The 17,030-nt window shown below is 73.8% G+C and carries 13 protein-coding genes and 2 pseudogenes; 7 read left to right on the top strand and 8 right to left on the bottom strand.

Features of this window, described 5'->3' with window-relative positions:
* Window positions 1–177: 177 nt before the first annotated feature.
* The 5 genes from STRNI_RS41570 to STRNI_RS09135 form a co-directional block, all read right to left on the bottom strand.
* Window positions 178–261 carry a putative leader peptide gene (locus STRNI_RS41570; protein ID WP_350257049.1) on the bottom strand — a complete coding sequence of 28 codons (84 nt, stop codon included), beginning with the start codon at window positions 259–261 and terminating at the stop codon, window positions 178–180.
* A 92-nt stretch (window positions 262–353) separates the two neighbouring features.
* Complete coding sequence (locus STRNI_RS09150) at window positions 354–965, bottom strand: GNAT family N-acetyltransferase (protein WP_159485528.1); 612 nt, start codon at window positions 963–965, stop codon at window positions 354–356.
* A gap of 195 nt (window positions 966–1,160) precedes the next feature.
* A complete protein-coding gene (locus STRNI_RS09145; RefSeq protein ID WP_167540501.1) occupies window positions 1,161–1,850 on the bottom strand; it encodes a class F sortase in 690 nt (229 codons plus the stop codon).
* A 339-nt stretch (window positions 1,851–2,189) separates the two neighbouring features.
* Window positions 2,190–3,050 carry an LLM class flavin-dependent oxidoreductase gene (locus STRNI_RS09140; RefSeq protein WP_109893605.1) on the bottom strand — a complete coding sequence of 287 codons (861 nt, stop codon included), beginning with the start codon at window positions 3,048–3,050 and terminating at the stop codon, window positions 2,190–2,192.
* 294 nt (window positions 3,051–3,344) lie between these two features.
* Complete coding sequence (locus STRNI_RS09135; RefSeq protein ID WP_159485526.1) at window positions 3,345–4,634, bottom strand: GAF domain-containing protein; 1,290 nt, start codon at window positions 4,632–4,634, stop codon at window positions 3,345–3,347.
* Between the two features lie 271 nt (window positions 4,635–4,905).
* Between STRNI_RS09135 and STRNI_RS09130 the strand changes: the two genes are divergently transcribed.
* Complete coding sequence (locus tag STRNI_RS09130; protein ID WP_093648517.1) at window positions 4,906–5,328, top strand: hypothetical protein; 423 nt, start codon at window positions 4,906–4,908, stop codon at window positions 5,326–5,328.
* 149 nt (window positions 5,329–5,477) lie between these two features.
* On the opposite strand, the gene STRNI_RS09125 is transcribed toward STRNI_RS09130, so the two are convergent.
* Complete coding sequence (locus STRNI_RS09125; protein ID WP_266443504.1) at window positions 5,478–7,121, bottom strand: acyl-CoA dehydrogenase family protein; 1,644 nt, start codon at window positions 7,119–7,121, stop codon at window positions 5,478–5,480.
* A gap of 17 nt (window positions 7,122–7,138) precedes the next feature.
* Between STRNI_RS09125 and STRNI_RS09120 the strand changes: the two genes are divergently transcribed.
* On the top strand, window positions 7,139–8,218 hold the full coding sequence (locus STRNI_RS09120) for a YihY/virulence factor BrkB family protein (protein WP_266443501.1): 1,080 nt from the start codon (window positions 7,139–7,141) through the stop codon (window positions 8,216–8,218).
* A 226-nt stretch (window positions 8,219–8,444) separates the two neighbouring features.
* A complete protein-coding gene (locus STRNI_RS09115) occupies window positions 8,445–9,812 on the top strand; it encodes an MFS transporter (RefSeq protein ID WP_274738677.1) in 1,368 nt (455 codons plus the stop codon).
* Between the two features lie 95 nt (window positions 9,813–9,907).
* On the opposite strand, the gene STRNI_RS09110 is transcribed toward STRNI_RS09115, so the two are convergent.
* Window positions 9,908–10,879, bottom strand: a complete 972-nt coding sequence (locus tag STRNI_RS09110) for a helix-turn-helix transcriptional regulator (protein WP_277410907.1) — start codon at window positions 10,877–10,879, stop codon at window positions 9,908–9,910.
* A 102-nt stretch (window positions 10,880–10,981) separates the two neighbouring features.
* Between STRNI_RS09110 and STRNI_RS09105 the strand changes: the two genes are divergently transcribed.
* Both STRNI_RS09105 and STRNI_RS09100 read left to right on the top strand, forming a co-directional pair.
* Window positions 10,982–11,389 carry a DUF3224 domain-containing protein gene (locus STRNI_RS09105; protein WP_266443495.1) on the top strand — a complete coding sequence of 136 codons (408 nt, stop codon included), beginning with the start codon at window positions 10,982–10,984 and terminating at the stop codon, window positions 11,387–11,389.
* A gap of 141 nt (window positions 11,390–11,530) precedes the next feature.
* Window positions 11,531–13,207 carry a CocE/NonD family hydrolase gene (locus STRNI_RS09100; protein WP_277410906.1) on the top strand — a complete coding sequence of 559 codons (1,677 nt, stop codon included), beginning with the start codon at window positions 11,531–11,533 and terminating at the stop codon, window positions 13,205–13,207.
* A 19-nt stretch (window positions 13,208–13,226) separates the two neighbouring features.
* On the opposite strand, the gene STRNI_RS09095 is transcribed toward STRNI_RS09100, so the two are convergent.
* Window positions 13,227–14,903, bottom strand: coding sequence for an IclR family transcriptional regulator domain-containing protein (locus tag STRNI_RS09095; RefSeq protein ID WP_277410905.1), 1,677 nt, complete (start codon window positions 14,901–14,903; stop codon window positions 13,227–13,229).
* A gap of 175 nt (window positions 14,904–15,078) precedes the next feature.
* On the opposite strand from STRNI_RS09095, the pseudogene STRNI_RS09090 reads away from it, so the two are divergent.
* Window positions 15,079–15,879: pseudogene (locus STRNI_RS09090) on the top strand (CoA transferase subunit A); the annotation flags it as partial.
* Window positions 15,880–15,999: 120 nt separating this feature from the next.
* Window positions 16,000–16,725: pseudogene (locus tag STRNI_RS09085) on the top strand (CoA-transferase subunit beta); the annotation flags it as partial.
* Window positions 16,726–17,030: the final 305 nt, after the last annotated feature.

The raw sequence follows: 17,030 nt of genomic DNA, 5'->3' as shown, positions 1-17,030 counted from the left end.
ACGGTCGCCGGGCACCACGATGGCCTGCGCAGACACACCGAAAGGCGGCGCGTGACAACGCGTCGGGGAGGTCTGCGGGTCAAGGGGGTGTCGGCGCGTCCGCGACGATGGGGACGGCGTGGAAAATGCGTGCTGCTGGGTGCTGCCCGGGGCCGAAGGCCCCTGGTGAATGCAGCCTCAGCCCGCCCGACAAATGGCGCTGGACATGCGGCCGAGGTCGACGTGCCGCCGACTCACCAAGGCAATTCCAGCTCGAGACATGACGGAAGCCTGGCACGCCGTTCTCCGGCCAGTCCACCGTCATCCAGGATTTGGACACCTCTGTCCCGCATCGCGAGACAGTGTGCTGTCGGTCACTCTCCGGCGGGGGTGCCGGTCGTGGTCGGACCCGTGATCGGACCCGCGCCGGGCCAGGGTCCGGGGGCGGGTATCCCGTCCTCCTCGGCGACCTTGGTGTCGTACAGCCGGAAGCCGCGCCGCTGGTAGTTGGCCATCGCGTGCGGGCCGTCCTTGCTGCAGGTGTGCAGCCACACCCGCTTGGTCGGCGCCCGCCCCGGCCACCGTTCCGCCAGGTCCCAGGCCCGCTCGATCCCGTACGCGAGCAGATGCCCGCCGATCCGGCGCCCCCGGAACGCCGGGACGAGCCCGAAGTAGGTGATCTCCACGGAGCCGTCCGCCTCCCCCGCCAGCTCGATGAACCCCGCCGGCGTACCGCGCTCGTACGCCACCCAGGTCTCCACCCCCGGCCGCCCGAGGAACTCCGCCCACTGTGCGTACGGCCAGGTCAGCCGGTCGGTCCAGGCGATGTCCCCGCCGACCGCCGTATAGAGGAAGCGGCTGAATTCGGGCGACGGTACCTCGGAGCGGACGATACGGACGTCCTGCTCGGCCGGCGGCGCCTGGGCGGGGGACAGGTCGGCGGGCGAGGTCTGTTCGAGGTGCCAGGTGGTGACCGAGATGCTCATGCGGCCAGCACATCACACCGGGACCCGGGCCCCGGGCTCAGACCGACAGGGGAGCAGGGGGGTGCCGGACGGGGGGCAGGGGAGGTCGAAGGGGAAGGGGTCGGGCGGGTGGCAGCGGACCGTCCCGAATCGTGAGACGCCGGTTCACTTCGTGGGGGATCTCGGGCCTTGCCGGGCCTGAGTGGCTCCCCGGAGTCACCGGCCGGGCGGTTCTCCCTGGCCGGATCCCGTCATCCGGGCGAAGACCACCACGTTGCCCGCGTAGCCGGAGCCCGCCGCGTAGGCGCCGCCGCAGGTCAGGACGCGCAGCTCGGGGCGTCCGGTGGTGCCGTAGACCTTCCGCGAGGGGAACTTCCGCTTGTCGAAGACCTGGACGCCGTAGACCTCGAAGACCGCGGTCCGCCCGTCCTCGCGGGTCACCCGGACCGTCCGGCCCTTCTCCAGGGCGCCCAGCCCGTAGAAGACCGCGGGCCCGCTGCGGCTGTCGACATGCCCGACGATGACGGCGGTGCCGTTCTCCCCCGGGGTCGGCGCGTTCGCGTACCAGCCCGCCAGCCCGGGGTCCTCGGCCGGCGGGGCCGCGATCCCGCCGTCCGCGTCCAGGCCCAGCGGCATCAGCGGAGCCGACACCTCGATCGACGGAATCGCCACCCGGGAGGGGGCGGAACGGGGCAGCGGCGGCGGTGCGGGGCCGTCGGGCGGCAGGTCGCCGGGGAAGAGCGCCGAACCGGCTCCGGGCTGCGGAGGCCCGTCCGCCTCACCGGTCAGGCCCTGGCGCACCATGCCGAGGCCGATGAGACCGGCCAGGAGCAGCACGCCCCACCTGGGCCGACGCGGGGCCGCCGGCTTCCCGGGCGCCGCTTCCGGCGGGCCTGTCGAGCTCATCACTCACCTCCCGTGGCCGCGCGCCCGGGAGCACATGGTCCGCAGTCGGCAGGCTAGGGCCGCCCCGAGCGGGCAGCGACAGCAGCCGGTCGAACGGGTGGCGGCGCGGGGGCCGTGGAGCCCGCCGGCCTGCCTGTGCCCGCCGGCCCCTGCCCGGGGCCGCGCACCCTGCCCGGGGTCGCCCGCCGTGCCCGGGGTCGTCCGCGCGGCCTCGGCCCGGGTCCGCCCGCGCGCCCGTGGCCGGTTCCCGCCGGGCCTGCCGCTGGCCCTGCCGCCGGGCGGCGCCCCCTTGGAGGGCGCCGCCCGCCGAACGGTGACCGAGCGGTGCCCGGCCGCCGGCTACTCGCCGTGGAACACCGCCCCCGCCAGCCGCTCGACCTGGTCCGGGTCCGGGGACCAGCAATAGAGCATCACCTCGTCCGCGCCGATCGCCCGGAACGCGGCCACCGCCTCACGGATCTGGTCCCCCGAGGTGAGCAGACCGTTCACCACGTGGTCGGTGTAGCTGTGCGGTGCGTAGTAGGCGCGCAGTTCCGCGCGGGCGCGGTCGAGGGTCGGCTGCGGGCCGAGCGCGGCATTGACCTGGGCCACCAGCCGCGGCCTGCCCGTACGGCCGGCCCGGTCCCAGGCGTCCTCCACCTGACGGAACAGTCCGTCCATGTGCCCGGGCGGCAGTGCGGCGCCGAGAAAGCCGTCGCCCCAGCGGGCCACGCGCTCCAGCGCGGCGGGCACGAAACCGCCGAACAGCACCTCGGGCCCGCCGGGCCGCGCCGGGGCGGGGCCGATCGGGCCGACGTCCGCGGAGAGCGGTTCGCCGGACCAGAGGCGCCGCAGGGTCGCCATCTGTGTGTCGAGCCGTCGGCCGCGGGTGCGGAGATCGATGCCGGAGGCCAGATAGTCGTCATCGCGTCCGCCGATACCGATGCCGAGGGTGAAGCGGGAGCCGGACAGCAGATCGAGCGTGGCGGCCTGTTTGGCGAGCAGCGCCGTGCGGTGCAGCGGGGCGAGCAGCACCTCGGTCTGCAGCCGGATCCGGGAGGTGGCGCCGGCCAGGGTGGCCAGCGTGATCAGGGGCTCGGGGTTGCCGAACACCAGCCGGTCGAGGAGGGCGACGGTGGTGAACGGGGTGGCTTCGGCGCGCCGGGCCCAGCTCAGGAGCTGTGCGGGGTCGCCGATGGGAAGGCCAAGGCCTACGGACATGGTGGTGTCCTCCAGAAGGGCATGCGGGCATGCGTGATCACGGATTGTCGTGTCGCCCGCTCATTCGGCTCCGCGCGTGCTGTACGCGCGGGCTGCTCCCGTTCTGCGACGGCCTTCTGGAGAGCTGATTCAGAGCGCGGTCACTTTACGAGAGGGCAGCACGGCGCCGCATCCGGTTTTTCGCCCGGTCCCGCCGACCCGTCGTCCCCCGGCCTCCGGCAGCCCCCTCGGCCCGCCCCCCTCAGCCCGCCGGGCGACCCTCAACCCCTCCGGCAACCCCTCCGGACCCGTCCCTCAGCCCCGCCGCGCCGCCGCCACCGCGGGCGCCAGCGACTGCGGCAGCAGATGCACGGGCTGCGGCGGCAGCCGGAGCTCCACTTCCACGCCGTCCGCGAAGCGGTAGGGCCGGTGCGCCAGCACGCTCGCGAGATGGCGGCGCAGCCGGGACAGCTCCGCGCGCACCGTGACCGTACGGCTGTCGTCACCGAACAGGTCCCGGGCGAGTTCGGCGGCGCTGCGCCCCTGCGGATGCGCGGCGAGCACGAACAGCAGCTCGGCATGGCGCGGGGTCAGCTCGTGCGACCAGCTGCCGGCCGGTCCGGTAACGGTGACCGTCGAGCCGTCCCGGCCGCTGACGTCCAGCACCACCCGGCTCGGACCGATGTCCCGCTCCTGCTGCCCGACACGGATCAGCCAGCCGCCGGGCAACGGCTCCAGGGTGCACCTGCCGTAGCGCGGCAGCCACAGCGGCCCGGCCTCGGGGGACTTGGGCAGCGCCACCCGGTCCGGCGGGGTCAGGCCCGTCACCCCCACGACCCAGCCGCTCGGGTCGACGGCCAGGGCGCGTCCGCCGATCCGCGCCAGCACCGGCGCCGCGCTCGACCGCAGCCGCTCCAGGGAGAGGTGATGGCGGCTGCGCAGCTCGCCCTCGGCGAGCCGGGCGACCGCGGACACCAGCGAGAGCGTCGTGGGGTGGAAGCCGGGCGCCGGACCGCTGACGTCCACCGTGCCCAACAGCCGCCCGTCGCGCGGGTCGTGGAGCGGCGCCGCGGCACAGGTCCACTGGTGGTGGCTGCGGACGAAGTGCTCCGCGGAGTGCACCAGCACCGGCCGGCGGGCCACCAGCGCGGTGCCGATGGCGTTGGTGCCGACGACGTCCTCCGCCCAGTGGGCGCCCTTGTCGAAGCCCAGCCGGTCGGCCATCCGGCGGACCGGCGCGCTGCCCTCCCGCCACAGCACCCGGCCCTCGGCATCGGTGACGACCATGATCTGCTGCGCGGCGTCGGCCGCCGCCAGCAGCCCCTCGTTGAGCACCGGCAGCACCGGGGCCAGTCGGGACATCTGCCGGCGGTGCTCCAACTCCGCGACGGGCAAAGGGTTCTGCGGCTGGTCCCGGTCCGGGTCCACACCCGAGACCCGCACCCGGCGCCAGGATTCGCCGATCACCGCGCGGGGCGCGTCGGACGGGGCGTCGGACGGTGTCCCGCCCGTGAGCACGGCCTCCCGGACCGTGGCGAGGCGGTGTGCCGTCGCTCGGATGTCCTGGGACGAGCAGATGGCACTTTCGATCGGTCTGTCGCTCACGCTGCTCTCCGATGTGCACTGTCCTTGGGCCCGTGCGCTTCGTGCCGTCACCAGGCAGTCCTGGCACGGCCATTGTCCAGGTCCGTACCGGCGCACTGCAACGGACTGCAACCGTTGTGGCCTATGACGCGTTCCAGGGAATCTGGGCCGAGCGGCCGATGGTGCCCCGCCACCGCGGGTTCGCCGGACACCCGTCGGGGAACCGCCGGTGGTGGCCGGGGATGCCATCGGCCGTCGTGTGATGTCGGCAGTGCGGGGGAGGGGGCTCACCATGATGGCCGCTGCCCCGCGCGTCGTCGTGATCGGAGCGGACGAGGGGGTCCGTATTGCGCGTGCGGCCCGTCTGGCGGACCACTACGGGGTCCCCCGGCTGCCCGCGGTCGACCTGCTGATCAGACGTCAGCCGCTGCCCGCCGACGGCTATGTCGTCGACGGAGCCCCGCAGCTCCTCGACCGGATGGCCGGCACCGGCGGTCTGCTGCCCGCCCTGGCCTTCGCCGACCTCGTCGTCCTGCTGCACGGTGCGGAGTGGAACGGCGCGGACGAGGCCTGTCGCGTACTGCGCTACTACGAGGCGCGCGGTGTGCTGGCCGCCTTCCCTCCCCACGCGCCGGACGGCGACCTCGTCGTGGCCATCGATGCGGCGCTGCGCGGGCGCCTCGCGGACCCGCCGGAGCGCCCCGGCCGCCCCTGAGACCGGGGAGCGGTGCCGGGTCGGCGCGGCACCGCTCCCTGACCGGCGCGGCGGCGGTAACCCCCTGTCCTCGTCCCCTCGGTGCGGCCACCGGCCCAGAGGTGACGGGGAGCCGCCGCCGCGCCACGAACCGGCCGGGCCGGCGGGGCTCAGCAGTCGACCACCGGCCGCGCCCGCTCCACCACCGCCGCGAGGTCCAGCGTGTGCGGCAGCGTGCCGAACGCCGCGCCCGCGTCGCCGCCGAGCCGGGAGGCACAGAACGCGTCCGCGACCTCGGACGGCGCATGGCGCACCAGCAGCGAACCCTGGAGCACCAGTGCCATCCGCTCCACCAGCCGCCGGGCCCGTGCCTCGATGCCTTCCAGGTCGGCGAGTTCGGTGAGCATCCCCTTGATCGCCCGGTCCAGCCGGTGGTCCGCGCCCCGCGCCGCCCCGATCTCGGTCAGGAACGCGTTCAGCGCCTCGGGTTCGCGCCGCAGGGCCCGCAGGACGTCCAGCGCCTGGACATTGCCGGCACCCTCCCAGATCGAGTTGAGCGGCGCCTCGCGCAGCAGCCGGGGCATCCCCGACTCCTCGACATAGCCGTTGCCGCCCAGGCACTCCAGCGCCTCGGCCACCATCGGCGTGCACCGCTTGGTCACCCAGTACTTCGCCGCCGGGATTGCCAGCCGCAGGAAGTGCCGGTCCTGCTCGGTGCCGCCGTCGTACGCCGCCGCCAGGCGCAGCGCCAGTGTGGTCGCCGCCTCCGACTCCAGCGCCAGATCGGCCAGCACATTGCGCATCAGCGGTTTGTCGGTCAGCCGGCCGCCGAACGCCTCCCGGTGGGCGCTGTGGTGGATCGCCTGCGTCACGGCCTGCCGCATCACCGCCGCGGACGCGCTGACGCAGTCCAGCCGGGTCGCCGCGACCATCTCGATGATCGTCGCCACCCCGCGCCCCTCCTCGCCGACCCGGCGCGCCCAGGTCCGCCCGTCGAACTCGACCTCCGCCGAGGCGTTGGAGCGGTTGCCGAGCTTGTCCTTGAGCCGCTGGATGCGGAAGGAGTTACGGCTGCCGTCCGGAAGCACCCGTGGCAGCAGAAAGCAGGTGAGCCCGCCGGGCGCCTGGGCCAGCACCAGGAAGGCGTCCGACATCGGCGCCGAACAGAACCACTTGTGTCCGGTCAGGACGTACTCACCGGGTGCGGCCAGCGGCTCGGCGCGGGTGGTGTTGGCCCGTACGTCGCTGCCGCCCTGCTTCTCCGTCATGGCCATCCCGGCCAGCGCGCCGCCCTTCTCGGCGACCGGCCGCAGCTCCCGCTCGTACACCTGTGAGGTCAGCAGCGGCTCCCATTCGGCCGCCAGCTCCGGCTCGGCGCGCAGCGCGGGCACCGCCGCATGGGTCATCGACAGCGGGCAGCCGTGCCCCGCCTCGGCCTGCGTCCACACGATGAAGCCGGCGGTGCGGCGGACATGGCCGTCCGGCCGGGACCAGGCGTCGTTCAGCCCGGAGGTGACGGCGTGGCCGAGCAGCCGGTGCCAGGCCGGGTGGAACTCCACCTCGTCGATGCGGTGGCCGTAGCGGTCATGGGTGTGCAGCACCGGTGGATGCGCATTCGCCTGTTCGCCCCACTGCTGGGCGTGCGTGGAGCCGGCCGCCTTGCCCAGCGTGCCCAGCTCTTCGCGTACCTCGCCGAGCCGCTCGGCGGCGATGTACCGGGTGATGCCCTCGGTGAGGGCCGGATCGTTCGCGAAGACGTCGTAGCCGACCAGCGGCGGGGGCTGGTTCGTGACCGAGTGAGTGGTGGCTGCCATGCAGATACGGTAAGGAGGTGCAGCCCGCAAACGAACCAACCGAGCGGCCCGCGGGCCGTCTGACCAAGGCCCGCGCGCTGTACCGCAATGTTTCCAAGCGCCGGCTGGCCTGGCTCCTGCTCAAGGACACCGTCAACTCCTGCATGAAGTACCGGGTGACCGGGCTGGCCGCCGAGGCCGCGTTCTGGAGCCTGCTGTCGCTGCCGCCGCTGATCCTCGGGCTCCTGGGCGTGCTCGGTTATACGGACGCGTGGATCGGCCACGACACCATCGACAGCGTCCGGCAGCGCATCCTCGACGGCGCCGGCACCGTGCTGTCCGACAAGGGCGTGAACGAGATCGCCCGGCCGCTGCTCAACGATGTCTTCACCGGCCGCCGCCCGGATGTCATCTCCTTCGGCTTCGCCATCGCCCTGTGGTCCGGCTCCCGGGCCATGAACGTCTTTGTCGACACCATCACCATCATGTACGGGCTCGACGGGCGGCGCGGCATCGTCAGGACCCGGCTGCTGGCGTTCGCGCTGTATCTCGCGGCGCTCGTGGTCGGCGCCGTCGCGCTGCCGCTGATGGTCGCCGGGCCCGACACCGTCGTGAGCTGGCTGCCGGCCAGCGAGCACATCATCCGGGCGCTGTACTGGCCGGTCGTCCTGCTCCTGTCGGTCGCCTTTCTGACCACCCTCTACCACGCCTCCGTACCGGTCCGTTCGCCCTGGCCGGAGGACATTCCCGGCGCGGTGGTCGCCCTCGGCATGTGGCTGCTCGGCAGCTTTCTGCTGCGGCTCTATCTCACCTCGACGGTCGAGGGACCCACGATCTACGGCTCCTTGGCCGCGCCGGTCGCCGTGCTGCTGTGGATCGGGGTGTCCGCCTTCGCGGTGCTGGTCGGGGCCGCGATGAATGCCTCGCTCGACCGGGTGTGGCCCTCGGTCGCCACGGCCGCGGCGCGCGAGGAGATCGCCCGGCGGACGGCCGCGCGGCCCGGTGCGGAGTGGGAGACCGGCGGCGCGGACGGTGCCCCGGCGGACGGCGCTGACCGCGGTGACGGCGACGGGCACCGGGGCGGGGGCCACGACGCCGGCGGCACCCGCGACGACTGAGCCGGCGCACCCCGTCCCGCCTCGTCCGGCCCTGGTGCGCCGCGCACGGCAGCGCAGGAAGCCCTGCACGGGCCATTGACACTCACCGAACCCGGGCAGATGATCCTTGCCGATCGTTCGGCGAACGAAAGTTCACCAGGCGAACCAGTAAGCCGGCGAACCCGCGCCACTGATGGCGCATCGCGCACCGTGATCCGCGAACCGTGATCCGTGAATCCGAGGTCCCATGTCTCCCACCGGCATGTCCCGCACCGGTCCTCCGCCCTCCACCGGCCGCCGTCACACCTTCCGTTCCGTCGCGCCCGTCCTGGCGCTGTGCTGGCTCGCCGTCTTCTTCGACGGGATGGACGTCAACGTCTACGGCGCCGTCATGCCGCACATGCTCGACGACCCCGGCCTCGGCCTCACCCCCGGAGCGGCCGGCGCGATCGGCAGCTGGACCACCTTCGGCATGCTGATCGGCGCGCTCGGCACCGGCACCCTCACCGACTGGCTCGGCCGCCGCCCCGTCCTCGTCGTCAGCGTGCTGGTGTTCTCCGCCGGGTCGGCGGTCTGCGCGCTCGCCGGCGCCCCGGGACCGTTCGGCGCCGGACGCTTCTTCGCCGGTCTGGGACTCGGCGGTCTGATGCCCCTCTGCCTCTCGATGGTGATGGAGTTCGCGCCGCCCCGCCGGGCCGCCCTCGCCACCGGCCTGCTGATGACCTCGTACCACGCGGGCGGCATGTTCGCGACGGGCCTGGGCCTGACGCTCGCCCCCGCGCTGGGCTGGCGCTGGGTGTTCTGGGCGGGCGTGCTGCCCGCGGTCGTCGCCGCCCCGCTGCTGCTGCGCCTGCTGCCGGAGTCGCCCGGTGTGCTGCTCGCCAAGGGCCGCACCGCCGAGGCCGAAGCGGTCGCCGACCGCTACGGCATGGCCCGCCCGGCCTCCGCCGACGCACCGGCCCAGGGGGCCAAGGGCCGCCTCGCCGCGGTCCTCGCCCTCTTCCGCCCCGGCGTCCGTCTGGCCACCCCGCTGCTGTGGCTCGCCTCGTTCTGCGGACTTCTCCTGGTCTACGGCGTCAGCACCTGGCTGCCGCAGATGATGCGCGCCTCCGGGTACGGCCTCACGTCCTCGGTCAGCTTCCTGCTCATCATCAACGCGGGCGGGATCGCCGGCATGCTGATCGCGGGCCGCATCGCCGACCGCTACGGCCCGGTCAGGGTCTCCGCCCTCTGGTTCCTGCTGACCGCCGCCGGCGCACTGCTCCTCGGGGCGCGGCTGCCGCTCGGCGTCACGTATGTGGTGGTCGCGGCCACCGGTGTCTGGCTCTTCAGCGCGCAGGTGATGGTGTACGCGGCGGCCAACCGCGTCTATCCGGCCGCCGAACGGGCCACCGGCCTCGGCTGGGTCACCGGCATCGGCCGCACCGGCGCGGTGGCCGGCCCCTGGCTCGGCGGCACCCTCGCCGCCACCGCCAACGACCAACTCGGCTTCACCGCCTTCGCATTGGCCGGCCTGCTGGGCGCACTCGCCATCGGTTCGGTACCGCTGGCCCGCCGCCTCGGCCGCCGACCGGCAACGGCCTCGCTGCCGGAGACGGCCGGCGCGGAGCCGTGAGCGGGAGCCCGCGCCGGGTCCGTGTGCCGGTCCGCGATCCGGTCCGCGATGCCGGCGCCGCTGACACGACCAAGAGGGCAGCGCCCAGGGCGGGTTCAGGGCGCCGTCGCGTAGCGGTCCGCGAGTACGGCCACGGCCCGGGCGAGGGCTTGCCGCAGTGCGGAGGGGCCGAGCACCTCTGCCTCCGTGCCGAGCCTGAGCAGGTCACTGACCGCCACGGCGGGCGCCTCGACCGGCAGCTCCACCCGCACCCAGCCCTCGTGGTCCGGCGGCCCGGCACTCTCCAGGGCGTGTGCGCCCGCAGCACCGAACTGCACCGGCAGCAGGCGCTGCGCCAGGGGTGAGATCCGCAGTTGCGCGGTTCCCTGCTGCAGCGTGGCCTCCAGGCGGCGGGCAGCCTCCTCCCAGTAGGCGGCCAGGGCGAATCCGGCCGGTCGCTCGAAGTGCTCTTCGGTGAGGTCCACGGCCAGGAACCGCGCCATCCGATAGGTCCGTACGGCCCCGTCCGCGAGCGCCACCAGGTACCAGAGGCCGCCCTTGAGGACGAGACCGAGCGGATGGAGTTCCCGGTGGATTTCACCGCTCCAGCGCCGGTAGTGCACACGGAGCGTCCGCTGCTCCCACACCGCTTGCGCGACCGACGCCAGATACGGCGCCGGATCGGCGTCCCGGAACCAGGCCGGCGCGTCCAGGTGGAACCGGTCCTGTATGCGGCGGGTGCGCTCGGCCAGTTCGGCCGGGAGAGCGGCCTGCACCTTCAGCTGCGCGGTCGCCAGCACCGCGCCCAGGCCCAGGTCTTTCGCCGGCCCGGGCGCCCCGGCGAGGAAGAGCGCGGCGGCCTCGGCGTCGGTGAGCCCGGTCAGCCGGGTGCGGTATCCGTCCATCAGGCGGTAGCCGCCGGCGGGACCGCGGTCGGCGCGGACGGGAACTCCCGACGCGAGGAGCGCCTCGATGTCCCGGTGGACCGTACGGACCGACACCTCCAGTTCCGCCGCGAGTTCGGGAGCGGTCATCCGCCCGCGGTTCTGGAGCAGCAGGAGCAGGGAGAGAAGTCGGTCGGCACGCATACGGAGATTGTCCCGCGTACCTGACAGGAGGTGTCAGGTACGGCCCTCAGGCTGGTCACGCACCGCACGTACGACCCCGTGCGGCCGACCGAGAGGACTTCCATGCCTGTGCAGACCACCGGCCGTTTCAGCTACGCCAACTGGGAGGAGAGGGCGGTCGGTTCGAGCGAAGCGAGCCCGAGGCTCGCCCACGCCTCCGTCACCAACACCTTCTCCGGCGGCATCGAGGCCGTCGATACCACCTGCGAATACAGCATCGTCTACATCACGGAGAAGACCGGCACCTTCACCGGTATGGAGAGGCTGGCCGGGCGGCTCGACGGTCGGGAAGGCGGCTTCGTCGTCGAGGAACGCGGCTCGTTCGGTGCCGACGGCTCCGTGCGCTGCACCTTCGAGGTCGTGCCAGGAAGCGGCACCGGGGAGCTGACCGGGCTGCGCGGAAGCGGCAGTTTCACCACCGGTCCCGGCGCCTCCTCCTTCCCCTACACCTTCCACTACGACCTGGACTGACCCCGGGCGCCCCGCACCGGTCGCCGGTGCGCGCGCCCTCGTCAACATCCTCATGTCCCGCTCCGACGCCCGGAGTTGTGAGGAGCGGCCCGGCGTCCGCTATTCTCGTGCAACGTACGGGAATGAGTGGAGGGGAAGACGATGACGCCGCACACGCACGACGTCGTACCGCGTTCCGGCTGGGTCGCGCCGTCCGGGAAGCCGCCGTTGGCCTCGCGGATGATGCGGGCGACATGGCGCGGACTCCCGGCCAAGCAGCACGACGTCGGCTGGGAGCCGGGGCTCGTGGTGCCGGCCGCTGACGGCAGTCCCCTGCGTACGGACCACTACTTCCCCCGAACGAAGGGCGACTTCCCCACGCTTCTCGTGCGCTCGCCCTACGGCCGGGGGGTGCCGTGGTCACCCCTGTACGGCATCCTCTTCGCCGAACAGGGCTTCCATGTGGTCCTGCAGAGCTGCCGTGGCACCGGCGGCTCGGGCGGGCGGTTCGACCTGTGGCGAAACGAGGCCGCCGACGGGCAGGCCGCCGTGTCCTGGCTGCGCGAGCAGCCCTGGTTCACCGGCACGCTGGGCACGATCGGCCCCAGCTACCTGGGCTATGTGCAATGGGCGCTCGCCCTGGACCCGCCGCCGGAGCTCAAGGCGATGGTGGTGCAGGTCGGTCTGGACGACCCCCATGCCCTCTTCTACGAGGGTGGTGCGCTGCTCCTGGAGAACGCCCTCGCCGTCGGCGCCGGCATGACGTACCAGCACCGGGGGCTGATGCCCTTCGTACGGTCGACGCTGCGGCTGCAGCGCCGGCTGCGCGAGATCACCGGCGCGCGGCCGCTGCGCGGGGCGTATGAGTCCGCCCTAGGTGAAGTGCCGTGGCTGGACGAGGTGATGACCCATCCGGACGCCGACGACCCGTACTGGCACGGTGCGTCCATGGCCGCGGCGGCCGAGCAAGCGGCCGTGCCCACCAGCGTGATCACCGGGTGGCACGATGTGCTGGCCGACCAGAACCTCCGGCAGTTCGCGCGGCTGCGCCGGGCCGGAGGTGAGTCCTCCCTGCTCGTCGGCCCCTGGACACACACCTCCGCGCTGCAACAGGGCTGGCCCGAGGTCTTCTCCGAGAGCCTCGCCTGGCTGCGCGCGCACCTGTGCGGCGACCGCACCGGCCTCCGCCCCACCCCCGTACGCGTCCACGTCGGCGGCGAGGACGTCTGGCGGGACCTCGACGACTGGCCGCCGGCCCCCGCCACCACGGCCTGGTTCCCCGCGGAGAACGGGACACTCAGCCGGCAGGACCCGGTGGAATCCGGCCCGTTGGCGTCCTTCCGCCACGACCCGGCCGACCCCGCCCCGTCCGTGGGCGGGCCGCTGCTCTCCCGGAGCGCCGGTCCCCGCGACAACAGCGCCCGGGAAGCGCGGGAGGACGTGCTGACGTTCACCGGCCCGCCGCTGACCGAGCCCGTCGACATCCTCGGCCCGGTCTCCGCGCGGCTGCGGATCTCCACGGACACCGGCCACGCCGACGTCTTCGCCCGCCTCTGCGACGTGGACCCCGAGAACCGGTCCACCAATCTGTGCGACGGGCTGGTGCGGCTGCGGACCACCGGGCAGGCCCCCTCGGAGGTCACCGTGGCGATGAAGGCCACCGCCCACCGCTTCGCCGCGGGTCACCGGATACGCCTCCAGGTCAGCGCAGGCGCCCATCCGCGCTACGCCCGCAACCCCGGCACCGGCGAACCGTCGGCCGAGGCCACCCGCTTCCTGCCGGTCCACCTCACACTGCACTCGGGATCGGCGCTGATGCTCCCTCAGGAGACCCCGTAGGGGAGGAGGACCGGGCCGGTCACCGCACCGGAATCCGCGCGTACCGCCCCGCCACACCCAGGTCGGCCTCGATCTCGGCGGCGGCGGTGCGCAGCGCGGGGAGGAGGGCCTCGCGGGCCTCGTCGGGGGTGCAACGGGCCGCGTGGGTGGAGACGTTGACGGCGGCGACGACTTGGCCGGTGCGGTCGTGGACGGGGACGGCGAGGGAGCGGAGGCCCTCCTCCAGTTCCTCGTCGACCAGGGAGTGACCGGCGGAGCGGACCTCTTCCAGGAGGGCCAGAAGCCGTTCCGGGTCGGTCACGGTCTGGCGGGTGAGCGGCTCCGGCCGTGTGCGCGCCAGCCGTGCGGAGCGTTCGGCCGGGGGCAGTCCGGCGAGCAGCACCCGGCCCATGGAGGTCGCATACGCCGGAAAACGGGTGCCCAGCGTGATGTTGACGCTCATGATGCGCACGGTGGGGACCCGGGCGACGTACTGGATGTCGTCGCCGGAGAGGACCGCCATCGAGGCGGAGTCGTGCACCCGCTCGACCAGTGAGGCGAGGTGGGGCTGGGCGATGTCGGGCAGGGTGAGCCCCGAGAGGTGGGCGAAGCCCAGCTCCAGCACCTTCGGCGTGAGGCGGAAGAATTTGCCGTCGGCGGTGAGGTAGCCGAGGTGCTCCAGGGTGATCAGGGCCCGGCGGGCGGTGGCGCGGGCCAGGCCGGTGGCCTCCGCCACGGCGGTGAGCGGGAGCGCGGCGCGGCCGGTGCCGAAGGCGGTGAGGGTGATCAGCCCGCGGGCCATCGATTCGACGAATTCCGGGCCCAGTTCCTGCTTGGACGCGCGCATCCAGGTGGCGTGGGACGGGCCGGTAACCGTCGCGGAGGGGGTGCCGGCCCGGGGCGCGCGCAGGGCGTCCTCCATGGCGGAGACCGTCTCGCGGAGGCGGGGGAGTACCGCGCCGGGCAGCGCGTCCGCGCTCAGCCGGCTGGTGTGGCTGACGACGCTGAGCGCACAGACCGTGCGGCCGGCGGCGTCGAGGACCGGCATGGCCACGGCCACCAGCCCCGGCTCGATGAGCTGGTCGTCCAGCGACCAGCCGGCGGTGCGCGCGGCGGCCACCCGTGCGGTGAAACCGGTCTCCGAGGTGTCCTCGGCGCGCCGCGGCGGGACGGCCGGGAAGCCCGCGTCCGTCGGGTCGGCCGCCCGGCGCGCCCGCCAGCGCCGCCAGTCCGCCTCGTCCCACCCGTCCGCGAACAGCGCGCCCGGCGCGCCCCGCTCGGCGGGCAGCAGATCGCCGATGCGGAAGGCCAGTGACATGGCGCGGCGGCGGGTCGCCTGGTGGACGAAGCGCACCCCGTCGCCGTCCGGCACCGCCAGCGAGACCGACTCGTCCAGCTCATCGGCCAGCCGGTCGGCGAGCGGGCCGAGCCGTTCGGGGAGTTCGGAGGCGGCGAGGTAGGCGTTGCCCAGCTCCAGCAGACGCGGCGCGAGCACCGCGTCCCGGCCCTCGGTCCGTACGTAACCGAGCCGGGCGAGGGTGCTCAGCACCCGGTCCACGGTCGAACGGGCGAGGCCGGTGCCGCGCACCAGATCGCCGACGGACCGCCGGCCGCCGCCGGCCGCCAGCTCCCGCAGCACGGACACGCTGCGGATCAGCGGCCCCACCGCCTCCGGTGGCGGCGGCGCTGACGGGGCGGTGGCGGCGGGGTGGGTCATGGCCTCTCCCTGGTGCGTCGATCTCGTCGGAACCGTACCCGGCGGACCGTTGACAGGGCCGGGGACCGGGGCCAAACTCAAGGCGGCGTCATTATGAACTTAAGTTCACTGTGCGAACAACCTGGTGCGGGGCGGCCCCTGGGGCCACGCTCCGGTACGACCCGAGGGTGAGGACATGGCCGACATCCGTTCCCTGCACGAGGCCGTCGCGGAGCTGATCCATGACGGCGACACCGTGGCGCTGGAGGGGTTCACCCACCTCATCCCGTTCGCCGCCGCGCACGAGATCATCCGCCAGGGCATCAAGGACCTCACGCTCGCCCGGATGACCCCCGACGTGGTCTACGACCAGCTGATCGGCGCGGGCGCGGCCCGGAAGCTGGTGTTCTCCTGGGGCGGCAATCCGGGCGTCGGTTCGCTGCACCGCTTCCGGGACGCGGTCGAGCACGGCTGGCCCGCCCCGCTGAAGATCGACGAGCACAGCCACGCCGGGATGGCCAACCGCTATGCCGCGGGCGCGGCCCGGCTCCCCTTCGCGGTGCTCCGCGGCTACCGCGGCAGCGACATCCCGGCCCGTACGCCCACGGTCTCCACCGTCGTCTGCCCCTTCACCGGCGAGGAGCTGGCCGCCGTCGCCGCCCTCAACCCGGATGTCACGGTCATCCATGCGCAGCAGGCCGACCGGGCCGGCAACGTCCAGCTGTGGGGCCTGACCGGGGTGCAGAAGGAGGCGGCGCTCGCCGCCCGGCGCGTACTGGTCACCGTCGAGGAGATCGTCGAAACGCTGGAGCCGCGCCCCGGTGCGGTCGTCCTGCCCACCTGGGTCGTCGACGCGGTCGCGCCCGTCCCCGGCGGCGCCCATCCGTCGTACGCGGCCGGCTATTCGGTCCGTGACAACGCCTACTACCGGGAGTGGGACGGCATTTCACGGGACCGGGCGGCGTTCGGGCGGTGGCTGGCGGAGTGCGTGCGGGGGGAGCGTGTGCAGGGAGGGGAGGGGCCTCCGGTGCGGGGAGCGGCCGGGGAGGACGTGGCCGAGCGGCGCGCCTCCGGCTCCGGCCCCGAGGACGCCCCCGACTGGACCCCCGACGAGCTGATGGAGGTCAACGCCGCCCGTGCGCTGGCGGGTGCGCGGACCTGCTTCGTCGGGATCGGGCTGCCCAGTACGGCCGCCAACCTCGCCCGCCGTACGGTCAATCCGGACCTGGTGCTCGTCTACGAGTCCGGCACCCTGGGCTCCAAGCCGACCCAGCTGCCGCTGTCCATCGGGGACGGCGAACTGGCCGACACCGCGGACTCGGTGGTGTCGGTGCCGGAGATGTTCAACTACTGGCTGCAGGGCGGGCGGATCGACGTCGGCTTCCTCGGCGCCGCGCAGGTCGACCGGTTCGCCAACATCAACACCACCGTCGTCCACCGCGGCCCCGGCAAGCCCGAGGGACGGCTGCCCGGCGCGGGCGGCGCCCCCGAAATCGCCGCCAACTGCGGGCAGGTGCTGATGGTCCTGCGGCACAGCCCCCGCAGCTTCGTCGGTGCGCTGGACTTCGTGACCACCCTCGGCCACGGCACAGGCCCCGGGGACCGGGCGGCGCTCGGACTGCCCGGCGCCGGTCCGGCCGCGGTGATCACCGACCTCGGCGTGCTGCGCCCCGACCCGGTCACCGCGGAACTCGTCCTCACCGACCTCCACCCGGGAGTGACGATCCACCAGGTCCGGGCGGCCACCGGCTGGGACCTCAAGGAGGCCGACCGGATCGGCGTCACCGCCCCGCCCACGGCCGCCGAACTCGCCGCGCTGCGGGCCCTGAAGGCGGCGGCCTCGGACGGACAGTCGCCCAGGGAGGCCCCCGGGATCCGTGCGGGCGAGGCCCTTGAATCCCGCAGGGTCGAGACCCCGGTGACCCGTACGGTCGACAGCCCCCGAGCTCCTACGGGCGGCCCCCTCCCTCCGCTCCCGTAACGACGCCTGATGCTCATCGGCCGCCTACGGGGCATCTCCACGTCGTCGGAGCGCCCACGCCCCGAGACCGCCGCGACCGCCCCCGCCCCGCCCACGTCCCGCCACCCCGCGGCCCGCGTCCGCCCGCCCCACCGGACCCGCACCGCGCCCCCACCGCAGGGAGATAC

It is taken from the genome of Streptomyces nigrescens (genome assembly GCF_027626975.1).
GTDB classification, from domain to species: Bacteria; Actinomycetota; Actinomycetes; order Streptomycetales; family Streptomycetaceae; genus Streptomyces; species Streptomyces nigrescens.
The sequence above is the reverse complement of the archived record's forward strand: the minus strand, read 5'-3'. Positions and strand labels throughout refer to the sequence as shown.

Bases quoted from the DNA above. Each gene is read 5' to 3' on its own strand.
- STRNI_RS41570 (WP_350257049.1), bottom strand. From the start codon at position 261: ATGTCTCGAGCTGGAATTGCCTTGGTGAGTCGGCGGCACGTCGACCTC.
- STRNI_RS09150 (WP_159485528.1), bottom strand. From the start codon at position 965: ATGAGCATCTCGGTCACCACCTGGCACCTCGAACAGACCTCGCCCGCC.
- STRNI_RS09145 (WP_167540501.1), bottom strand. From the start codon at position 1,850: ATGAGCTCGACAGGCCCGCCGGAAGCGGCGCCCGGGAAGCCGGCGGCC.
- STRNI_RS09140 (WP_109893605.1), bottom strand. From the start codon at position 3,050: ATGTCCGTAGGCCTTGGCCTTCCCATCGGCGACCCCGCACAGCTCCTG.
- STRNI_RS09130 (WP_093648517.1), top strand. From the start codon at position 4,906: ATGATGGCCGCTGCCCCGCGCGTCGTCGTGATCGGAGCGGACGAGGGG.
- STRNI_RS09125 (WP_266443504.1), bottom strand. From the start codon at position 7,121: ATGGCAGCCACCACTCACTCGGTCACGAACCAGCCCCCGCCGCTGGTC.
- STRNI_RS09115 (WP_274738677.1), top strand. From the start codon at position 8,445: ATGTCTCCCACCGGCATGTCCCGCACCGGTCCTCCGCCCTCCACCGGC.
- STRNI_RS09110 (WP_277410907.1), bottom strand. From the start codon at position 10,879: ATGCGTGCCGACCGACTTCTCTCCCTGCTCCTGCTGCTCCAGAACCGC.
- STRNI_RS09105 (WP_266443495.1), top strand. From the start codon at position 10,982: ATGCCTGTGCAGACCACCGGCCGTTTCAGCTACGCCAACTGGGAGGAG.
- STRNI_RS09100 (WP_277410906.1), top strand. From the start codon at position 11,531: ATGACGCCGCACACGCACGACGTCGTACCGCGTTCCGGCTGGGTCGCG.
- STRNI_RS09095 (WP_277410905.1), bottom strand. From the start codon at position 14,903: ATGACCCACCCCGCCGCCACCGCCCCGTCAGCGCCGCCGCCACCGGAG.